Source organism: Collinsella aerofaciens, from assembly GCF_040910185.1.
GTDB classification, from domain to species: Bacteria; Actinomycetota; Coriobacteriia; order Coriobacteriales; family Coriobacteriaceae; genus Collinsella; species Collinsella aerofaciens_BF.
In genome coordinates this window covers 92,220-111,472 of the sequence record NZ_JBDGBA010000003.1, presented here as the reverse complement: position 1 = coordinate 111,472, position 19,253 = coordinate 92,220, and the positions used below count along the sequence as shown (strand labels likewise).

The 19,253-nt window shown below is 59.2% G+C and carries 18 protein-coding genes and 1 tRNA gene; all 19 read right to left on the bottom strand.

Annotated elements, in window-relative coordinates; genetic code table 11:
• Positions 1–10: 10 nt before the first annotated feature.
• The 19 genes from AB5Z54_RS02375 to AB5Z54_RS02285 all read right to left on the bottom strand — a co-directional run bounded on the left by AB5Z54_RS02375 (position 11) and on the right by AB5Z54_RS02285 (position 19,230).
• Positions 11–1,477 carry a hypothetical protein gene (locus tag AB5Z54_RS02375; protein ID WP_368143283.1) on the bottom strand — a complete coding sequence of 489 codons (1,467 nt, stop codon included), beginning with the start codon at positions 1,475–1,477 and terminating at the stop codon, positions 11–13.
• A 209-nt stretch (positions 1,478–1,686) separates the two neighbouring features.
• On the bottom strand, positions 1,687–2,733 hold the full coding sequence (locus tag AB5Z54_RS02370) for a zinc ribbon domain-containing protein (protein ID WP_368160014.1): 1,047 nt from the start codon (positions 2,731–2,733) through the stop codon (positions 1,687–1,689).
• A gap of 118 nt (positions 2,734–2,851) precedes the next feature.
• Entirely contained in the window at positions 2,852–3,517 is a 666-nt protein-coding gene (nth, locus tag AB5Z54_RS02365) for an endonuclease III (RefSeq protein ID WP_368147849.1), read from the bottom strand.
• Positions 3,518–3,580: 63 nt separating this feature from the next.
• The gene (locus tag AB5Z54_RS02360; RefSeq protein WP_368143302.1) at positions 3,581–5,383 is read right to left on the bottom strand and encodes an ABC transporter ATP-binding protein; all 1,803 of its coding nucleotides are present in this window, start codon (positions 5,381–5,383) and stop codon (positions 3,581–3,583) included.
• A gap of 126 nt (positions 5,384–5,509) precedes the next feature.
• Positions 5,510–6,865 (bottom strand): DNA recombination protein RmuC, encoded by a 1,356-nt coding sequence (locus tag AB5Z54_RS02355; protein WP_368143303.1) that lies wholly within the window; start codon positions 6,863–6,865, stop codon positions 5,510–5,512.
• Positions 6,866–6,916: 51 nt separating this feature from the next.
• Positions 6,917–7,480 carry a hypothetical protein gene (locus AB5Z54_RS02350; RefSeq protein ID WP_368160012.1) on the bottom strand — a complete coding sequence of 188 codons (564 nt, stop codon included), beginning with the start codon at positions 7,478–7,480 and terminating at the stop codon, positions 6,917–6,919.
• Positions 7,477–8,007 (bottom strand): DUF6036 family nucleotidyltransferase, encoded by a 531-nt coding sequence (locus tag AB5Z54_RS02345; protein WP_368143288.1) that lies wholly within the window; start codon positions 8,005–8,007, stop codon positions 7,477–7,479. The genes AB5Z54_RS02350 and AB5Z54_RS02345 overlap by 4 nt, the downstream gene beginning before the upstream one ends.
• Before the next feature lie 123 nt (positions 8,008–8,130).
• Entirely contained in the window at positions 8,131–8,553 is a 423-nt protein-coding gene (locus AB5Z54_RS02340) for a hypothetical protein (protein WP_368143289.1), read from the bottom strand.
• Positions 8,554–9,004: 451 nt separating this feature from the next.
• On the bottom strand, positions 9,005–9,544 hold the full coding sequence (gene rbr / locus AB5Z54_RS02335) for a rubrerythrin (RefSeq protein WP_006235152.1): 540 nt from the start codon (positions 9,542–9,544) through the stop codon (positions 9,005–9,007).
• 114 nt (positions 9,545–9,658) lie between these two features.
• Positions 9,659–10,564: an HhH-GPD family protein gene (locus AB5Z54_RS02330; RefSeq protein ID WP_368150418.1), complete on the bottom strand. Its 906-nt coding sequence runs from the start codon at positions 10,562–10,564 to the stop codon at positions 9,659–9,661.
• A gap of 21 nt (positions 10,565–10,585) precedes the next feature.
• Entirely contained in the window at positions 10,586–11,071 is a 486-nt protein-coding gene (locus AB5Z54_RS02325; protein WP_138341664.1) for an RrF2 family transcriptional regulator, read from the bottom strand.
• Positions 11,072–11,431: 360 nt separating this feature from the next.
• Positions 11,432–11,509 (bottom strand) — tRNA-Asp (locus tag AB5Z54_RS02320).
• A 409-nt stretch (positions 11,510–11,918) separates the two neighbouring features.
• The gene (locus AB5Z54_RS02315) at positions 11,919–12,386 is read right to left on the bottom strand and encodes a YfcE family phosphodiesterase (protein WP_006235155.1); all 468 of its coding nucleotides are present in this window, start codon (positions 12,384–12,386) and stop codon (positions 11,919–11,921) included.
• A gap of 96 nt (positions 12,387–12,482) precedes the next feature.
• Complete coding sequence (locus tag AB5Z54_RS02310) at positions 12,483–13,199, bottom strand: LytR/AlgR family response regulator transcription factor (RefSeq protein ID WP_022094115.1); 717 nt, start codon at positions 13,197–13,199, stop codon at positions 12,483–12,485.
• 72 nt (positions 13,200–13,271) lie between these two features.
• The gene (locus tag AB5Z54_RS02305; RefSeq protein WP_368160009.1) at positions 13,272–14,615 is read right to left on the bottom strand and encodes a histidine kinase; all 1,344 of its coding nucleotides are present in this window, start codon (positions 14,613–14,615) and stop codon (positions 13,272–13,274) included.
• Positions 14,615–15,799, bottom strand: coding sequence for a glycosyltransferase (locus AB5Z54_RS02300; RefSeq protein WP_368160006.1), 1,185 nt, complete (start codon positions 15,797–15,799; stop codon positions 14,615–14,617). The genes AB5Z54_RS02305 and AB5Z54_RS02300 overlap by 1 nt, the downstream gene beginning before the upstream one ends.
• 171 nt (positions 15,800–15,970) lie before the next feature.
• Positions 15,971–17,221, bottom strand: a complete 1,251-nt coding sequence (locus tag AB5Z54_RS02295; protein WP_368160004.1) for an MFS transporter — start codon at positions 17,219–17,221, stop codon at positions 15,971–15,973.
• A gap of 237 nt (positions 17,222–17,458) precedes the next feature.
• Entirely contained in the window at positions 17,459–18,403 is a 945-nt protein-coding gene (locus AB5Z54_RS02290) for a zinc dependent phospholipase C family protein (RefSeq protein ID WP_368160002.1), read from the bottom strand.
• Positions 18,404–18,495: 92 nt separating this feature from the next.
• The gene (locus AB5Z54_RS02285; protein WP_055285284.1) at positions 18,496–19,230 is read right to left on the bottom strand and encodes a LytR/AlgR family response regulator transcription factor; all 735 of its coding nucleotides are present in this window, start codon (positions 19,228–19,230) and stop codon (positions 18,496–18,498) included.
• Positions 19,231–19,253 lie beyond the last annotated feature (23 nt).

Here is a 19,253-nt window from a genome sequence, read left to right as displayed (position 1 = left end):
CAAGAAACGGCTATTCCTCAAAAAAGCTCGCAACGTTCAAGCGGCTCGTCCACTCGCCTATGGTGTTGGCAAAGCCGACGCGTGTGTACACGCCCGCGAAACGACCGCGATACAGGTACAGGCCTTCCATATTAGAAGCGGGCGCAAAACCGAGATCATCCACAAGTCCTTTGGGTGCCTCTCCTCGATGCGGCCCATTGACAAGCGTTCCGCGCAAGCAGGGAGTCTGATACTGCTGAGCATACTCCTGTACAATCGCCCCAGCGGCCGCAGCGCGAGCAAGCACCTGGGACCATTCCCGTTCCGTGGCATCCAAGCCGGCAACAACGCCAACCGCGTTGTAGCCGCCGCACGGCTTGACAATCCATCGATCCTTTTCGGCAAATCTCGACAACTGGGCGCTTTCGTCCAAAATCTCGGTATAGGGCACATGCTCCCGTACAAACGATTGCTCCTCCGGGCTCAACAAGGACTGACCGGCCCGAGACCACAGAAATGCAAATACGGTCTTAGTCGCACACGGCCACGTTCTAAATCCGCCGACGACGCATGCGAGCCCTTCTTGGGCAGCCTCAATTAAGGCCGAGCGTCCGTCGCACGGCTTATCCCACAGCTCGCCGGTCACCGCGCGCCGCCAAACGCAATCAATAGGACCGGCGGCATCGCACAGCCGCCTAACACCGCTCTCGTCTTCGCCAATCCGCAGGTCGCGCACATCCGCAAAGCGCGCCACCACACCCCGTCGCCTCATAAGGTCGACAAAATGAGCCGCATCTTCCAAGTCGATGCTTTCCGAATAGTCGACGATTGCCACCGAAGCGGGATATATTTTTGATTGCGGTGCATAGAGCCCCTCGTCAACGCGGGCCCCGTCGTCCGATCGTGCACTATCCTCGGTGCGGCGAGGATGGGCCAGCTTCCACTCTGCATAGGTCTCAAACAATGCGTCTATCCAGCTACCGCACAAATCGTACTGCCGAAAGCCGGGGTGGTCGGATGCAAACTCCTCAAAGGAAGGCGTCATTCGCACCGCCTGACAGACCGCATCGGTCACTACCATTCCGGCACTGCCGTCGGTATTGAGCTCGCAAAACGTATACGAACCGGCATCTTCGTCAAGAAAGATATCAACACGCGCAAGGGGAATTTGGCAATCATAGCCGGCATCCATAGCGCACAGGTCAGCAAAAGCCGGATCCATGCGAAACCACGCACGCACGGAGGCATCGGAACAAAACGCCCGCGTCACCTTGTCCATAATGCCGTACATGCGCTCGGCGGCCTCCTTAAGAAGCGCCGTCATATCCATGTCGAATATCTTTGGCGTCAGAGCCCAGGGCGCAGGATCACCATGGTAGAGCGCATGGGTTTGAGACAAGTATTCGTCGCCTTTGCGACGACCAGGCAGGTCACCTTCGCGCGTGCGTACGATGCGTTCAAAATAATCTTCGAGCTCTCGCGTCTTCAATGTTGCCACGTTACCCTCCATTGCTTGATTTTTTGCTCATGCTACGCCAGCACGCACGACTTCGGCGCGCGTGAATAGGCTTCTAAATTAGCAACACATTTTTGCATGAGGCGGCAGGAGGCGACAAATACTCCAGCTCAAGCGCATGCCCAGCCCCGCAACAAAAACGCCAGACGGACGAGTCGCCTGGCGTTATCAGAGTGAGCTATACGCCGAGTCTAATCGTAGACGCCCATTTTAAGCAGTGTGAAGGTCGGGGCGCCGTCACCCTGTGCGACGCGGACCGTGCAAGTTTCGGTACGGCCCCTGGATGCATCCGCTTGAATTGCGGCGATGAACTGGTCCTTTGGCAGGCCGTAGGTGCTCTCGGGGATGTCGGAAGGAAGTAACGCACCGCCAGCACTGTAAACCTCATAGGTGAGCTCGTAGATGTTGTCGCCAAGGTCAGTCGCGCCCGTAACGATGGCACACGATGGGTTGTAATTTCCCTGGCCGTATTCCTGCTTCAGATACAAGTACCCGTCATGCGCTTCGGCCGAATCGGCAAGCATCTGCCCACCCGACCCTTTATCAAAGGTCATGTCAGCATCCGAGAGCGTCAGACCCGTCAGGCGATTGAGTTCCCTATTGATCACATCGGTCGCCATGCGCTGATAGTGACCGTTGTCATAGTCGCCTTTCTCGATTCGATACGGCGCGTTGTCAATAAAATGGCACCAGATAAACTTGACCAGCTTGTATTTCTCGTCATCAGAAAGTCCGTCAGTCGAATCGAAGCCGCCCGCCTGATACCAGTCCCGATCGAAGTGCTCCTCCGTGAAGTTCGACAGGAACAGGTTCGCCGCGGCATTAGTTGCCTGGTCGTTGAGGTCGACCTTTACGCTGCTGCCCGTCTGCCCGGGCTCTTCCGGCTCCTCTTGCTCTTCGGCAGGCTTCTCCTTGGCGCTTCCCTGGTCCTTAAGCTCGGCCGAACCCTCGTCGGACCCAAGTACTGTAATCTGCGATGAATTGCCCTGCCCAAGCGGACCCAGCACGCCGGTCAGCGCCAGCGCAGCGCCACCGGCCACCAGCACGCCCGCTATACATATGCCGATAATCACCGCGCGCTTATGCGACTTCTTCTGCACGGGAGGCATCCCTGCCGCCGGCATCGATGCGGGCTCAGCAGGCGCGGCCGCCGGAGAAGCGGCGCCCATGCGCGCCCCGCAGTTCGTGCAAAAATCGGTTCCGTCGGGCATCTCGGAGCCACACTTGGTGCAAAACATATTCGGGCATCCCCTCACAACAAACAGCATCCGTCGCCATCATATTGAGCCCTCGCGGCCCAAATGTGTTGCGCAACATTGGCCACAGCCTTCGGACGCCGGCAAAACGTGCCGGGCCCTACCCCGTCACGCGCACGCTGGGGCACAAATCTGCCAGCGGACACTCGTCGCACTTAGGCTTACGGGCGTCGCAGATCTCGCGGCCGAAGGTGATCCACTGGTGATTGACCGACTCCCAATACTCGTGCGGCAAGATCTTGAGCAAATCCTGCTCGGTCTTGAGCGGCTCTTTGGCGTGCGTCTTGGGACTCAGCATCAGGCGGTGCGCGATGCGGTTGACGTGCGTATCCACCGCGATGCCCTCCACGATGCCGTACCCCACGTTGAGCACGATGTTCGCCGTCTTGCGCCCAACGCCCGGCAGCTTTACAAGCTCCTTCATGTCGGCCGGTACCTCGCCGCCGTAGTCGGCAACGATCATCTGCGCGGCCTCCACGGCATGCTTGGCCTTACTCTTATAAAAGCCGAGCGACTTAATGGTGTCCGCCACGTCGGCCACACTTGCCCCGGCCATGGCCTCGGGCGTGGGCCACTGGGCAAACAGCTTCGGCGTCACCTTGTTGACCTGCGCGTCGGTCGTCTGAGCCGAGAGCAGCACTGCGATGAGTAGCCTAAAGGGATTCTCGTGGTCCAAAAAGCACTCAACCGGGCCATAGCGACGGTTGAGGCGCTCGCACACCTCGATGGCGCGCTCGCGTTTGGCGGCATTGGTCTCGCGTGGCATAACGACTCCTCGCTTCAGCGGCATAACAAACCTATGGGCACGATTGTCCCACGTATGGGGTCTTTACGCCTCCAAAAATGCGCCGGTCTGGCGTCCCCACAGGCTTGCGTACTCGCCGCCCGCCTCGACGAGCTGAGCATGCGTGCCATCCTCGACAATCTCGCCGTCCGCCAGCACCACGATGCGGTCGAGCGCCGCCACGGTGGACAGGCGATGCGCCACCACAATGGAGGTGCGCCCGCGCATCAGGTTCTCGAGCGCCTCTTGCACCAACGCCTCGGACTCGCTGTCCAAGGCAGACGTCGCCTCGTCGAGCACCAGAATCGGCGCATCGGTGAGGATGGCGCGGGCGATGGCCACGCGCTGGCGCTGGCCGCCCGAAAGCTTAACGCCGCGCTCGCCCACCATGGTGTCAAAGCCATGGGGCAAGCGGTCGATAAACTCAGTCGCGTTGGCCAGGCGCGCGGCCTCGCGAATCTGCTCGTCAGTGGCATCGGGGCGGCCGTAGGCGATATTCTCACGAATGGAGCGGTGGAACAGCAGCGCCTCCTGCGGCACGTAGGCAACCTGGCGGCGCAGACTCTGCTGCGTGCAGCGCGAGACGTCCTGGCCGTCCACGAGCACGCGCCCGCCCTGCACGTCGTCCAGGCGCAGCAACAGCTTGGTGAGCGTCGTCTTGCCCGAGCCCGATTTGCCCACCAGACCCACGCGCTGGCCCGCCGCCACATGGAGCGTCAGGTCGTTGAACACGCTCTCGCCCGCCGCGGCATCACGGTATGCAAAGCTCAAGTGCTCAAAATCAATCGCGCCCTCGCCCACCTTGAGCTCGGGGGCGTTCTCGTCGTCTGCCACCAGACGCGGCTCGTCCAGCACGCGCGTCATCTCGGCCGCATCGCCGAGCGCGCGGTTGATGCGCTGCATCATGGAGCTCACGTAGTTCAGGCGCATGGTGAGGTTGTACGTATAGGTAAAGATCATGACGAGCGCGCCGGCGGAGATGCCAAACCACGCGTTGCCGCCCGCTACGAACACACTCACCACAGCCATGGTGATGACGATAAGGCCCGAGGTCGTAAAGTTGCGCTGCATCATGGCGTGCATCGAAACCGTCTCGGCATCGCGCGCGGCGCGGTCGGCGGTATCGAACAGGTCGCGCTCAAAGTCTTCGCGCCCACAGGTCTTGACGGCCAGGATGTTCGTGACCGCGTCGGAAAGCACGCCCGACAGCTTGTTCTGTGCGGCGGACGTCGCGGCCGAAAGCGGCATGATGCGCTTGTACATAAGCCAGACAAACGCAATGTAGACGACCATGATGCCCACCAAGATCACGGTAAATGTGGGCACCACCGGAGCGAGCGCTGCCACCGTGCAGACAACCGAGGTGATAGTGGGGATGAGCGAATACACCGTCACGTCCACCAGACCCGTGTAGCCGCTCATAAAACGGCTCGTCTGGCTCACAAGCGATCCGCCAAAGCGGCTGGTGTGGAATGTCATGGACTGGTTGGAGAGCGTGTCAAAGCACAGGCGCGCCAAGTGATAGTTGCCCGCAATCTCGAGCTTGTAGACGGTGTAGTCCTGCAGCTTGGAGAGGATCTGGCCCACTAGGTTAACGAGCACGAGCGCCAGAATGTAAGGGCCAAAGACCTCAAACACCTGGTCGCCCGCCACGGGGCCGGCTTGGACGCGGTCGACGATAAGGGCCATCACGTAGGTGTTGGCAAACGTGAGCAAAAAGATGTAGCCCGCCGACGAGAACACCGAGAGAAAGACGATTAGCGGCTGCGTGCGCGTAACGTCCCAAAAACGCTGCAACGTGCGACGCACGGTGGAGCGTTTGAGCGGACTGGTGCTTCTCTGAGACATGGGCTTCCTTTCGCGTCTGATAGGGCGAAACGCCATTGTTGCACACTAAAGTGCACTTCAGGCAGGCACGATGCGAAAAGCGGCGAGGCGCCCGCGTCCGCGCTGGTGCCCCGCCGCCTGTTGCAACTAGTCCTCGTCCTCTTGGTCTGCGAGCAGCTCCGCGGATGTGAGCCCCAAGATCTCGTCGGCCTCCCGCGCGTCCTCCAGCGCGTCGATGTCCTTGAGCTTACGCACCATAACGTTGGTGCGCGTGGTGATAATGCCCTCGACCGTCTTGCCCGCGGTCTCGATCTGCTGCTGCGCGCGGCGCAGCGCCGCCTGATAGCGCGGCAGCTCAGCCTTGACGGCGGAAAGCACGCGCAGCACGTCATCGGTGCGTTTTTGCAGCCTAAACGTCTGATAGCTCATCTGCAGGCTGTTGAGGATGGCGGCCATGGTACTGGGGCCGGCAACGTTGACGTGATAGTCGCGGCCCAGGGTCTCGATAAGCCCGGGACGACTGACGACCTCGGCGTACAGGCCCTCAAACGGCACGAACATGATGCCAAAGTTGGTCGTCGCGGGCACGCTCAGGTACTTCTCGCAAATGTCCTTTGCCTCGCGCTTCACCATCATATCGAGCGTCTTGCGCGCAGCGGCGACGGCCTCCGCGTCGCCCGACTCCTGGGCGTCGAGCAGATGCTCGTACGCATCGCCCGGGAATTTGGAGTCGATCGGCAGCAGCACGGGATCGCCCTCGTCCACCGGCAGCTTGACGGCAAACTCAACACGCTCCGAGGCGCCAGGCTTGGTGGCCACGTTTTCCAGATACTGGTCGGGCGTAAGGATGTCCGCCAGGATTGCGCCCAGCTGCACCTCGCCCAAAATGCCGCGCGCCTTCACATTGCCCAGCACGCGCTTAAGGTCGCCCACACCGGTGGCGATGGATTGCATATCGCCCAGGCCCTTGTACACGGCCTCGAGCTGGTCACTCACTTGCTTAAACGATGCAGACAGACGGTCGTTGAGCGTACGGGAGAGTTTCTCGTCCACCGTCGCGCGCATCTGATCGAGCTGCACGTTGTTGTCCTTGCGAATGGCGCCCAGCTGGGCGTCGACCGTCTCGCGCACCTTGTCCAGGCGGTGCTCGATGCCCTCGCGGTTGGCGCCGAGCTGTTGGGCCGTCTCGCGGCGCAGGTCATCCATACGGTCGCCAGCCTGCGAGAACTCACGCGCGATGGTCAGGTAGCGCTGCTGCTCTACGGCGGCGTCGGTCGTCTGCTGCTGCGCGATGGCGTTTGCCGTGCGGCGGGTTTCTGCCAGCGCGACGTTCAGGGTGTCGAGCGCGTTGTTGGCCTGCTCGAGCGCCGCGAGCGTCTCCGCGTCGTTGCCGCCACGCTCTCGCAACTCGGCACGAAGGCCTTTAAGCTGCAGGGCGCAAACCACAGCAACTCCCACCGCCACCAAGGCAATCACAACAAGCGCAATATCAATAGCAGACATAGACTCCGCCCAACAAACCCAATCGATTATCAATCAAAACCGCGATCAATCTTACCCCGCCACACGCACTGAGCGCCCGGCCCCTTCTTGGGTGCCCCTCTCCTCCGCATATTCCATAATGCGGCGCGCCGTTTTCCTGCTCACCTTTGAGTCATCGCCGGCCAAGTATGCGTATACGTTTCCTTTATTCAGGTGCAGAGCACGGCAGATGCCATAGCGCGTTACACCCGATTCCTCCAATGCTTCCAGTGTTCTCTTTCTCATCAGGGCGTTCACCCTTCTGTCGGCCGCTGGCTTTTCTTTCACCCCTCTATACGCGTGCCAAACGTTGGCATAACGATTGGGGAGCTTATCCTCGGTGCATAGAGATGCCAGGCTACCCGCTTGGCTATACAGAGACAAAACACCTCGATAGCTCTCTTCCATCCACGAGCCCTCGGATAAACCCAGAACGTATTCGGCTTTTCCCTGCGCCAAAGCGAGCAAAAACAGAGGCTCCGCCACGCGCGGCGCAACCGTCGTCGCCTGCTCAACCAGCTTTCTAAAACTCAGCGACTGCTGTCCGGATAGTTCTCGGCAATAGCCTTTCAAAAATCCCTCAAAAGTCAGATTCAACCGAGCACCTCCTTTTTGTATTGCCTGTATGCGCAGACCATCTCTTGATAACTCCGCTCCGAGGGCGACGACGCCAGAGCCTCTCCCTCGTCGAATATAAGCCGCTCGAGCAGATCCCAATCAAGTCGGTCAACAAATGCCTGACTATGAAGATCGACGATGTCGTTCGGACGATAGGCATAAAGCTTCATCACCGCCAGGTCCTCCAAAGATGGCGTAAAGTACCTGATAAAACGCGCCCCAATCTTCAAGGGAATCAAACGATCTTCGTAATTGAATGGCATCTGATTACAATATGCCACCGCCATACCATTCACCTCGGGGTATCGAGCTATGATCTCGCGGAGGCACCTGTCTGCCTCAAACACATCAATGTCATGTGTAACCGACCGATTCGTCACATCGTTTAGCATGAAAGCGCTTCCTCCCACCAATACAACGCTCGGCCTGTCGTCTCTTGGACCTATTTCCAGCTCCGCCTCTTCGTCAATGCCCAAAAGAGTCTGCTCTAAATCCTGCTTATACATAGCAAATCCTATTATTATTCATCTTCAATAATACTATTCAGTCGCACGGCAGGACCCAAAGGATGCAAGAATTCTACTCGTGGCGATAATCCGTACACTCTAGAAGTCCTAATGTGACAAACGCTAACTCTCCCAGCCGGCGCGGATGGTTGTTATGACGTCGCCTAGGCGCTGGCCGAGAGCTGCCAAGTGCTGAAGCACCTCATTGGGCGAGGCGCCGTTGAGAATGCACGTGAGGGCATATGAGGCCAAGAAGATTGCCGCGAGTCCCAACGGGATCAGCACGATCATCGCTAACGTGCGCAGGCGCTGGCCCACGCGGCGGTGACGTGTGCGGCGCTTGTCGAACGCAAGCTCCTGCGCATATGAATCTTGTTGTACGGAATATGCTCCTGGGTCTACCTCGCCCGCAGACGATACCGCAGGTGCGGCGTTTTGTGCAGGAGGTTGAACGGCCGCCCCTTGCATTTGCATCTCCATAAGCCGTTGCTGTTGGCGCAACATGCGCTCGGCTTGTCGCTGCGGGGTCTCAAGAAACAAATCCATGCTGGCCTCCAAAATCGGAGCATTCGACGCTTACGCCCAGCATCCCGCACCGCCAAGGCCACGGCAACGCAATCCGTAGCAATAGCCGCAAAGTTTCTTGTTGACAAAAGCTGTCGAAAACCTCAACAACTCCCCTACCAGCACTTTCTCTGAGCTTTTTTGTCGAATAATCTTTTGCCCTTCCACCAACCCGCCAACTAACCAAAAGCTGGCCAAAAGCTTGACGGAAATTGTGAAGACCGGGACCCCACACAAAAACGTGCCGCCCCAAAAGGGGCGGCACGCAAACTTCTAATCAGCTTTTCTGTAGCGAGCACGCAACGACCCAACGCCGGGGCGCGGGGCGGGAGGCCGGATTGCCTTCCCTCAACGCGACCCTGCGAAGCCGTGAGCGGGGAGGGAAGGCAATCCGGCCTCCCGCCCCGCGCTCCGCAGCAGCCAGCGCCAAGCGCTAGTAGTTCACCACCTGCTCCTCAAAGTACGCCTTCGGGTGGTTACACACCGGGCACACCTCAGGCGCCTCGGCACCAACGTGCAGGTGCCCGCAGTTCAGGCACTTCCATACCTTCACGCCCTCGCGCTCAAACACCTCGCCCGACTCGATGCGCTCGACGAGTTTGTTGTAGCGCTCCTCGTGGGCCTTCTCGACGGCGGCGACACCACGGAACTTCTCGGCGATCTCGGCAAAGCCCTCCTCCTCGGCGGTCTTGGCGAACTCGTCGTACATCGTGGTCCACTCGTAGTTCTCGCCCGCGGCGGCGTCGCGCAGGTTGTCCAGAGTGCCCGGAACGGCGCCGTCGTGCAGATACTTAAACCACAGCTTGGCGTGCTCGGACTCGTTGCCCGCCGTCTCGGCAAAGATATTCGAAATCTGAACGTAGCCATCCTTCTTGGCCTTAGATGCGTAGTAGCGATACTTGGTGTGTGCCTGGGACTCACCGGCAAAAGCGGTCTCGAGGTTCTTCTTGGTTTGGGAATTCTCAAAATCCATAGGTGTACTTCCCTTCAACACGTGCCGCCCATAGGCTTTGAGCGACCTTGTCTTTAGGATGCCCTCAAGCCGCGAATTTAAACCTTACAATCCCGTTCTTCAGATTTGAGCGGGCTACACACTCAACCAACGATCGTCCTCGGCTCGGCAAAAGCCCTCGCGCTCCAGGTCAGCTAGAATGCCCGCGATCAAGTCGCACTCGACCGGCCCGCGACCGGCTGCCGTCTCCATCTCGTTAACGCCTGCAACAGCTTCATCAACCGTAATCCCCGCCGGCTGGCCATCGCGCGCTGCCAGCAACATACGCACGATATGCGCGCGCTTTTGGCGACGCGAGCCCTCAAACTTGGACTGACGACTATAGCCCGCCGAGCGCCTGGACGGATTGGGCAACGTCTTTTTTAGATATGCACCGTAATCTAGCAACGCGTAATACCACGCGCGTGGCGTGTCGGCATCGTCTTGAGGCGCGGCAAAGGGCGCAATCTCGTCCGCCGACGCACCGGGAGCCGCCGGACAAGCAGCCTGGATCAGCGGCACCAGCTCGCGATCGGGAACAGCCGGTACATCGGGAAAGAAATGATGCAAAAAGACCGTGCGCACGTTGGTCTCCAGATACACACCTGGAAGATCAAACGCAAACGACCGGATACCCTGCGCCGTTGCCGGGCCAATACCAGGCAGGGCGACCAGGTCACGCGTCTCGCGCGGAAACTCCCCGCCCCAATCCTCTACGACCCGTTGAGCGGCCCCATGAAGCGCCAGAGCGCGTCGGTTGTAGCCCATGCCCTGCCAAGCGTCCAAAACATCGGAAGGCGCGGCCTGGGCAAGCGCCTGCACAGTCGGAAAACGATCGAGCCACACCGGCATGCGCGCCTCCACACGCGGCACCTGCGTTTGCTGCAGCATGACCTCAGAAAGCCAAATGATGTACGGATCGCGTGTACGGCGCCACGGAAGGTCGCGATAACGCAGGACCCCTTCCGAACGAATCATCGAACGAAAGGGGTCCTGAATCATTGCTATGCTCCTTATGCGGCGCTATTCCTCCCGGTAAGCGCACGCGCAGGTGGCGTACTCGGGAAACGCTTCGCGGTCAGCGAACTTGGGATCGACGGCCGGGAACTGGCGGTGAGCGACGATGTCGCCGAGCGAAACGGAATCGAGGTAGTCGCGCATCAACGCCTGGGCTCCGGCCCACAGGGGATGATAGCAGCACGCGCCCATGCGCGCACAGTCACCATCGGGCGCGGTGCAATCGTTCATAACCATAGGACCCTGAACGGCCTCGACGACCTGGCGGATAGTGACGTCGTCCGGACTGACCTTGAGACGCATGCCGCCGTGGACGCCACGCAGGCTCTCCACAATACCGGCCTGGACCAAACCGTGCTGAATCGAGCGGGCAAACGAATACGGGACATTGACCTCTTCGGCAGCGGTGCGAACAGAAAGCAAACGCTCCGGATCCTCGGCAAGCATCGCCAGCATGCGAAGGGCGTAATCAGTCTTCCTCGATATGTCCATTTTTCCCCTTTCAAGGAATACGAACAGCTCGAACGAGCTCCGGGGCCGAGCTTGTGTCGAGACGCTAAATGACCGCCAGGACATCCAAATGGTAAATCGGATATCCTCTGAGTGCCGCGCTTGGAGCGAAATGCATCAGATGCGGCCTACAGTGCAATTTAGTATAACCTAACCCCCCTGTCTCGTTGAACAGGTGTTGCGCAACAAAACCGTTGTTCAGACAAATATACTTATTAGATTTTACTTGCGTTCCCGAAGGCGCGGGGATTCTGGGCGAAGATGCACCAGGGCGATCGTTCTATCGAAACAAAGTGCATCAAACGCAAAAAGCCACGTCCGAAGACGTGGCTTTAATTGCGTTGGCGGGAAGTACGGGGCTCGAACCCGCGACCTCCGACGTGACAGGCCGGCGCTCTAACCAAACTGAGCTAACTCCCCAGGCAGACGTTCGCGTTTGTTTCCGCTCGCGTGCGCTGCGGGGATTAGTATACACAGAAGTCTGTCTGGCGCGCAACAACTTTTTTGAAAAAATTTTTTGGGTCCCTCCGGGAGGGTCTCCGGGGCTGAGGGCGGGGGTTAAGTTTGTCGCGAGTTCCGCACGCAAAGGAAAGCACTTAATGTGCTTTCCGTCTTGCGCAGGACTGGAGAGCAGCAAACTTAACCCCCGCCCTCAGCCCCGGAGACCCTCCCTGCCGTCACATTGTTCAATCAGTTTTGCGGGCGTGCACCGCTGCGCGGCTAGCCCGCATGCTCCTCGGCGGGGTTGGTCTGATGGATCTTGTTGAACTTCCGCCTTTGGCTCAAATGGAAACGGGAGACGCATCTGCATCCCCCGCTTTTGTTGTGGTTACTCTAGGTCAATAAATTTAGTGCTTAGGATCTTGCCGTCTTTTACTAGCATTCTGGCCATGGTGGGGCCTCGGGTGCCTCTGGGGTAGCTGGCGCTGCCCGGGTTGAGGACTAAGCAACGGCCCACTTGGGCTTCTTTGGTTACGTGGGTGTGGCCGTTGATGGCTACGTCTACGGATCCCACCGGAAGGTCTTCGCGGTAGTGGGCTACGGCGAATTTAAGGCCTTCGTAGGTAAAGAGCGCAAGACGGTCTACATCGGGGCCGTAGTCGCGGTAGTAATCGTTGTTGCCCAGTACGGCCCGCACGGGGGCGATGGTGCATAGGTGCTCGTAGTCCATCTCTGACGTAAGGTCGCCGGCGTGGATAATCAGATCCGCGCCCTCAAGCTCGTCCAGGAGCGCAGGCGACAAATAGCCGTGGGTGTCCGAGATGATGTCGATGCGCTTGGCGCTTGCGCTGTTCATGGGATCCCTTCCGCAAAAAAACGATTCGGCAGATACATACAAAAAAGCCCCACGGCTCCGCAGACGATGGGTCTACAGAGCTGCGGGGCCAGCGTGCTAGAGACTCAGAGCCTTCTTGAGCGGCACGACGCGGCGGCGCGAAACCGGCACGCGTTCGTCGACGCCCGTAATGCCCAGCTGGATGGCGCCCGAGGGCACCGTCTCCACATCCGTGACGCACGCCAAGTTGACGATATAGCGGCGGTGAACACGGAAGAAGCCAAAGTCGCAGAGCTTGGCCTCAAACTGCGCCAGCGAGGTCGTCGACAAAAAGCGATCATCGACGGTATAGATGCAGGAGTAATCGTCCTTGGCCATGATAAAGCGAATGTCGTCCACGGGAATGAGCACCTTGCGGCCGCCCTTTTCCACCGGGATACGCTCGATGGTCACCTTGCTGTCCGTAACCGGCTTGGTGCGTTGCATGACCTTCTCGATCGCGCGATCCAAGCGAGCTTCCTCGACCGGCTTCATCAGATAATCGACGGCATCCACGTCGAATGCCTCGACCGCATGGTCACTATACGCAGTCACAAACACGATCGCCGGCGGATTTTTGAGCTTATGCAGCGCCTCGGCAAGTTGCAGGCCCGAGGCACCGGGCATCGAGATATCGAGAAACACGACATCCACGCGACTTTCCATAAGCATCTCGATGGCGGAGCGGACGCTCGACGCCTCCGTGATCGTGCCGATCTTGCCCGTTTGCTCGAGCAGGAAGCGAAGCTCCGAGCGAGCCGGCGCCTCATCATCCACAATCATCGCACGCAGCATAGGGATAAAACCTTTCGTCAACTAACTACGCCGGGCATCCGTCGCATGACGTTGAGCCCGTAGCCTTTTATTTTACTCTTGAATGTCAAAGATGCTCTCTGACAAATCAAGATGAAGGAGCACTTTGGTGCCCTTGCCCGGCGCCGATTCGACACGCGTATAGGAGTGCGGCCCATAAAAGCGATGGATGCGCTCCGAAATATTGTGCATGGCCACACCGGCGCCGCCACCCTGGGGAGAGCTGGCGTCGGGACGGGCAGAACGCTCGTCAAACAGTCTGGCGGCGGTACCCTCATCCATGCCCACGCCATTATCGGCCACGGCAATCAAGATTGCATCCTCGCCGTCTTGGTGAACGGTCACGTCGATCCTCAGGGCGTCGTCATCGCCCATACCATGACGTACGGCGTTCTCGACAATCGGCTGGATCACGAACGCCGGCACCAGCGTATCTTCCACGTCCTCGGACACATCGAACGTCGCAAGCACGCGGTCCTCGCCAAAGCGGGCCTTCTCAAAGGTAAGGTAGCGCTTGGTCTGTGCAACCTCACGCGAGACCGGAATAAGCGATCCCGAGTTGTCGAGCGTGGCACGATAGAACGATGAGAACTCACGAAGCAGTTCGCGGGCCCGCAGCGGGTCGGTGCGCGTAAACGATGCAATGGTGTTCAGCGTGTTGAACAGGAAGTGCGGGTTAATCTGCGCTTGCAGCGCACGCACCTCGGCGCGCGCCGTGAGTTCCTTTTGCACCTCGAGCTCGTGGATGGCGAGCTGCGTGGACAAGATCTCGGCAAAGCCCGAGGCAAGCGCGTACTGGGTACGGTCGACGGCGCGCGGGGTCTTGTAGTAGAACTTGAGCGTGCCGACGGTACGATCGCCCACCTTGATGGGGGCGATAATGCCGGCGGGGACTTGGTTGTGCGAGCCATCCGAGCCCACGACATCCACCATACGGTTGAACGACTGCACGATGCCATGTTCGATAACGTAGCGTGTGGCAAGCGTGTGGATGGGAGAATCTGGCAGTAGTTTTTCCTCAAACTCGCCCGCGCAGGCCAACACGTTGCCCTCGTCGGTGATGGCCACCGTCATGGCGCGCGTCTCGGGCAGAATGCGACGGCACACCAGCAACGCCGACTCCTGCGTCAGGCCGCCCTTGATGTCCTCGAGCATGGCCGATGCAACCGAGAGTGTCTCTTCGGTGTACTGCGAGCGCACCGAATCGGGATTAAGCGTCAAAAAGATAAAGATGCACAGAAAGATGCAGAGCAGGGCACAGGCGACAACCGTCGCGATGGGTTCGATTCCGGTCGCCAGTGCGAAGATGAAGTAGGCCATCACGCAGATGGCACAGAACACGGCAACGATGCGGAAGAACGAAATTGAGCTGTCGCGCCCGTCACGGCGGTCGGCCATTACTTCCCCTCCAGAATGTCAATCAGTTGGGCGTCGCGCCAAAGCCCGTCCATAATCTTGGGCCAGAAGCTCTGGAAGCGCAGATAGCTCGCGGCGTTTTGGCGCGCATAGGCTCGGGCCTCGGCAATACCGTGACGCCAGATGCGCAGGTAGCCTTCGTGCTCGCGGGTAAACATGCTGCGCACCATAGCGGTCTTGCGCACGCGATCGTCGAGCTCGCGCGAAATCCACGGACCCGGATAGGGCATGAGCGATGCGGCCGTAACGGGAATGAGCTCCTTTTGGTGCGCGGCAAACGTCAGCTTGGCCCGCTCGTAGTACCAGCGGTACACGTCCTGCATAAAGCGCGGCGAGCGCTTCTCGGACTCGGGCGGCAGATGGCGCACGGTCCACTCGTTGTCGAACCACACGTCGTAGCCAAACATGCGCATGTTAAAGAGATAATCCAGGTCCTCGCCGCGGGTAATAAACGGGTCGAATGCCACGCGGGTAAACGCGCGGGCATGCAGGGCCATAAGGCCGCCGCACGCGTAATTGGAGCGTGAGATGCGGGTACCCGAAAGTGCCTTTTTCATCCAACGGTTGAACTCGATGCGCTTGGTCCACCAACGATGGCAGATGCCCGCCTTGTCCGTGGGAGCCAGCGGCGAGCCGTCGCGATCGTAGAAATAGCCGCTCTTGACCAAGATCGGCAAGCCCTGACGCGTCTGCTGCCCCAACGCATAGGTCGCGCGCTTCATAAAGTCAGCGTCGATGACAGTCTCATCGTCATCCAAAAAGATAACCGCGTCATGCCCCAGCACAGCGGCACAGGCTAGCCCCATGTTGCGGATGGCACCGTAGCCTCGCAGGCTCACGCATTCGCCCGAACCCTTGGGCGCGATCTGAGCAACCCGGTCTGCGATGCGCGAGGCCTGGGTGTTGGTGACAACGGTAACCTTGAGCGTGGGATGCGCGTCGACAATCTCGTGCACGCGCAGCGACACATCGGCTGTGGCAGAAACGGGACAGACCACCAAAAGGATGATGCGCGGGATGTCACGTACCTGCTCAAGCGAGGCCAGGCAGCGGTCGAGTTCGGGATTGTCGGCGTTGAGACGCGTCGAATGGTCATAGGTGCCAGGGGCGTTTGCGCAAGCATCATCGCCCGCCCAATACGTTGGAATCACCACCGTGGCATTCATGCCTTGCCCTCCTTACAACACAAAAACGGGGCGCCGCCAAACACAGGCGGCGCCCCGCGACCTAGCTGATTCCATCATACCCACTTGGGCTCGGCATTGTTGGATAGACGGAAATGTTTTATGTCCGGAACCCTAAAAGAGCACCGCGGGCAAGCACGATCCGGGCCGCGTTTACTGTGCCGCCTGAGCCATGCGGGACAGACGGATCAGCAGCACAAAGCCAACAACCAGCAGAACACCAATAGAAAGGACGCCCAGCGACGGGTTGCCGGTCAGCGAGGTGACAACCGACACCAGGAAGGTGCCCATAACGCTTGCGTAACGGCCAAAGATATCGAAGAAGCCGTAGTACTCGTTGGACTTTTCCTTAGGGATAATACGACCGAAGTAGCTGCGACTCAGCGCCTGCACGCCTCCTTGGAACAGGCCGACCAAAATAGCGAGCACCCAAAACTCAAAGGCGGTCTTTAAGAAAAACGCGGCAAAGAGCACGATGCCCATATAGGCGGCAACGGCCACCAAGATCATATTGAGTGTGCCCACGCGGCCAGCGAGCTTGCCGTAGATGATGGCGGACGGAAAGGCCACGAACTGCGTAACGAGCAGAGCCAGCACCAGTTGGGTCGAGTCGATGCCCAAAGCCGATCCGTAGCTGGTTGCCATGGAAATGACCGTGTGCACACCGTCGATGTAGAAGAAGAACGCGATCATGTAGACCAGCACGGTCTTGTTGTGGGCAATCTCACGCATGGTGTGTCCGACCTCGGAGAACACACCGCCCACGATGTGGCCGATGGTGTCCTCGGGACCGCGCTCGCGACCGTACTTTTGCTTATAGGTGCGAATGAGCGGCAGGGTAAAGATGAGCCACCAGGCACCAGTGATGACAAACGACAGACGCGTTGCCAGCATGGTGTCGACACCAAGAGCGGGACCACCCATGATAAGCGCCAAGCAGATGATGAACGGCACGGTGGAACCGATGTAGCCCCAGGCATAGCCCGAGCTGGACACGGCGTCCATGCGCTCGTCGGTGGTAATGTCGGGCAGCATGGCGTCGTAGAACGTCATAGAAGAGTTAAGGCCGATGGTGCACAGCACGTACACGGTCAAAAATGCCATGGCGGGCATTGGGATAGCCTGCGCCAGGCAAAGAACCAGGCCCGTGAGGAAGAAGCCCAAGAAGAACTTGATCTTGTTGCCGGCGTAATCGGCAAGCGCGCCCAGAATGGGCATGAGCATGGCAATGACCAGCGAGGCAATCGTCTGCGCGTTGCCCCAAGCGACCACCAGGTCTGCCGAGGAAGCACCGGTATTGATGGCGTTAAAGTAGATGGGCACCACCGAGGTATTGAGCAGCACGAGGGCCGAATTTCCCACATCGTACATGACCCAGTTACGCTCGAGCTTGGTGTATTTCATGGACAGGGACCCTTCGTATTCGCCCGATATGCAGTTAGTTCATCGTACCCCAATTGCACAGAGGCGCCGGTAAGGATTCGGCAAAGGGACGGGAGCGGCACCCGCGGCCTTTGCCCGGAACAAACTCCTCGCGCTCCAACGCAGTTGCGGTGGAATAGTTCCTATTCAAGGACTCCAGGAGTCCAAGCAAGAACTATTCCACCGCAACTTATTGGAGAGTATGGGCGAGGCGACTTGTTATTCCTCGCGGTCGAACTCCTCGTCGGCGCCGAGCACACGGCCGCTGTAGTTGACGTGACCGGTCACGGCCTCCATGTCACCTGTTTCGATGAATCGGGCGACCGTGCACTCGTAATCGGCCAGCGCGCGGTCAAAGACCTCGGGGAAGCTCTCGTTCGAGACCTCATCGGTAAAGGGATTCTTCCACGTCAGATGGCCCAGATTGCCGGTGCGCTCGGGCAGCTCCGTCGTCACGCGATGGGCAAGGCCGTCGAGCAGCGAGTAGTCGTGCACCAAGCCCTCAACCAGCGAGATCGCGCGCGTCTTTGCGGAGCCGGCCGGCTCAATCGCGCGGTAAAGTCGCTGCATATTGGCAACGGCAGCACCGTACTCCCCCGCCGGAATGTCAATGCCGTACACGCGTCCGGCAACATAGCTCATCAGCACGCCGGCCACGCGATTGATGCGATCGGTAGTGACGATCTCGCCCGCCGGCGGGTAATCGTCGACCGTAGCGCCATCGCGTTTAAGCTGCAGCATCAGCACATCCAGGTCGCTCTCGATCACGGCATGGACCTGACTGCTCGAATCCTCAAGCTCTGAATCGGACTCCACGATGCCAAACTGCTGCTCATAGACAAAGGGATGGGCGTTGCGGTCGAGCACGTAATGAGACAGCAGGCCCAGCGCAAAGGCGCGACCCAAGCTGGCGTCGCGCGGCAGCAGATGCGACACGCCGTCGCGCAGGCACGCGAACTGGCGAGACATACGCGACCGATGCATGACCTGCGCCAGCAGCGTGCAGTCGGAAACACGCGGTGTCAGAATGTGAAAGAAAAACGGGTCGGGGCCTTGGTTGCCCAAGATAAAGGCAATGCGCTCTTCATCGGACGTGATGACGCCCTGCGGAAGACGGTCGATGCTTTCCTCGCCAAACAGATGATGGGTGATAAGCGCGGGCATAATGATCCTTTCGATTTCATTCGATGCCACCCATTATGCCCACCGCGCGCCCATGCCAAACCTGCGATGGTAAACGACGGCATGCAGACCGTCTACGCAAGCCCCAGGTGCGACTTGACCTCGGCGGCACGACGACGGGACACCGGTACCGTCGAGTTCACGCGGTCGAGCCTGAGCTCCATCAACCCCGTGGAGCCAATCTCAACATTGTGCACGTCTTCCAAATTGACCAGGTAGCTGCGATGAACGCGAATAAAGCCCTCGGAGTCCAAGCGACGCTCGAGCGAAGAGATCGACTCATTGATCAGGTATGTTCCCTCGGCGCAGATGGCGTTGCAAAAATCGGCGCGCGCCTCAAAGTAGCAGACGTCTGCGGCGGGAATGAACACCTTTTTGCCCCCGCGGTCCACCGTCAGACGCAAAGGTTGGCGCGGAGCATGGATAACACGACGGGCACCCAAGGCTGCCTCGATCTTGTCGAGTGCCTTTGACAGGCGTGCGTCCTCGACCGGCTTGACGACATAGTCGACCGCATCGAGGTTATACGCATCGGCGGCAAATTCGGCAAACGCTGTCACAAACACCACGACCGGCGGCGTCTTTAGGTTCTGCAGCGTCTCGGCAAGCTCAATTCCCGAGCGACCGGGCATGGTAATGTCTAAAAACAGCACGTCGGGCTTGTTCGACAGAATCGACTCCACGGCTTCGGTGACATTGCCCGCCTCGGCAATCTGACCCACACGCGTATCCTTTTCCAACAGATAGCGTAGCTCAGCCCTAATGGGAGGCTCGTCATCAACCACCAAGATGTTCCAGCCTTCGGACATATGTGCTTCCCCTCTTTTTCTCT

Coding starts and splice junctions, on each gene's coding strand:
- AB5Z54_RS02370 (WP_368160014.1), bottom strand. CDS start 2,733: ATGTTTTGCACCAAGTGTGGCTCCGAGATGCCCGACGGAACCGATTTT.
- AB5Z54_RS02315 (WP_006235155.1), bottom strand. CDS start 12,386: ATGAACAGCGCAAGCGCCAAGCGCATCGACATCATCTCGGACACCCAC.
- AB5Z54_RS02340 (WP_368143289.1), bottom strand. CDS start 8,553: ATGGATTTGTTTCTTGAGACCCCGCAGCGACAAGCCGAGCGCATGTTG.
- AB5Z54_RS02300 (WP_368160006.1), bottom strand. CDS start 15,799: ATGAATGCCACGGTGGTGATTCCAACGTATTGGGCGGGCGATGATGCT.
- AB5Z54_RS02285 (WP_055285284.1), bottom strand. CDS start 19,230: ATGTCCGAAGGCTGGAACATCTTGGTGGTTGATGACGAGCCTCCCATT.
- AB5Z54_RS02310 (WP_022094115.1), bottom strand. CDS start 13,199: ATGCTGCGTGCGATGATTGTGGATGATGAGGCGCCGGCTCGCTCGGAG.
- rbr (WP_006235152.1), bottom strand. CDS start 9,544: ATGGATTTTGAGAATTCCCAAACCAAGAAGAACCTCGAGACCGCTTTT.
- nth (WP_368147849.1), bottom strand. CDS start 3,517: ATGCCACGCGAGACCAATGCCGCCAAACGCGAGCGCGCCATCGAGGTG.
- AB5Z54_RS02355 (WP_368143303.1), bottom strand. CDS start 6,865: ATGTCTGCTATTGATATTGCGCTTGTTGTGATTGCCTTGGTGGCGGTG.
- AB5Z54_RS02290 (WP_368160002.1), bottom strand. CDS start 18,403: ATGCCCGCGCTTATCACCCATCATCTGTTTGGCGAGGAAAGCATCGAC.
- AB5Z54_RS02360 (WP_368143302.1), bottom strand. CDS start 5,383: ATGTCTCAGAGAAGCACCAGTCCGCTCAAACGCTCCACCGTGCGTCGC.
- AB5Z54_RS02305 (WP_368160009.1), bottom strand. CDS start 14,615: ATGGCCGACCGCCGTGACGGGCGCGACAGCTCAATTTCGTTCTTCCGC.
- AB5Z54_RS02330 (WP_368150418.1), bottom strand. CDS start 10,564: ATGATTCAGGACCCCTTTCGTTCGATGATTCGTTCGGAAGGGGTCCTG.
- AB5Z54_RS02325 (WP_138341664.1), bottom strand. CDS start 11,071: ATGGACATATCGAGGAAGACTGATTACGCCCTTCGCATGCTGGCGATG.
- AB5Z54_RS02295 (WP_368160004.1), bottom strand. CDS start 17,221: ATGAAATACACCAAGCTCGAGCGTAACTGGGTCATGTACGATGTGGGA.
- AB5Z54_RS02345 (WP_368143288.1), bottom strand. CDS start 8,007: ATGTATAAGCAGGATTTAGAGCAGACTCTTTTGGGCATTGACGAAGAG.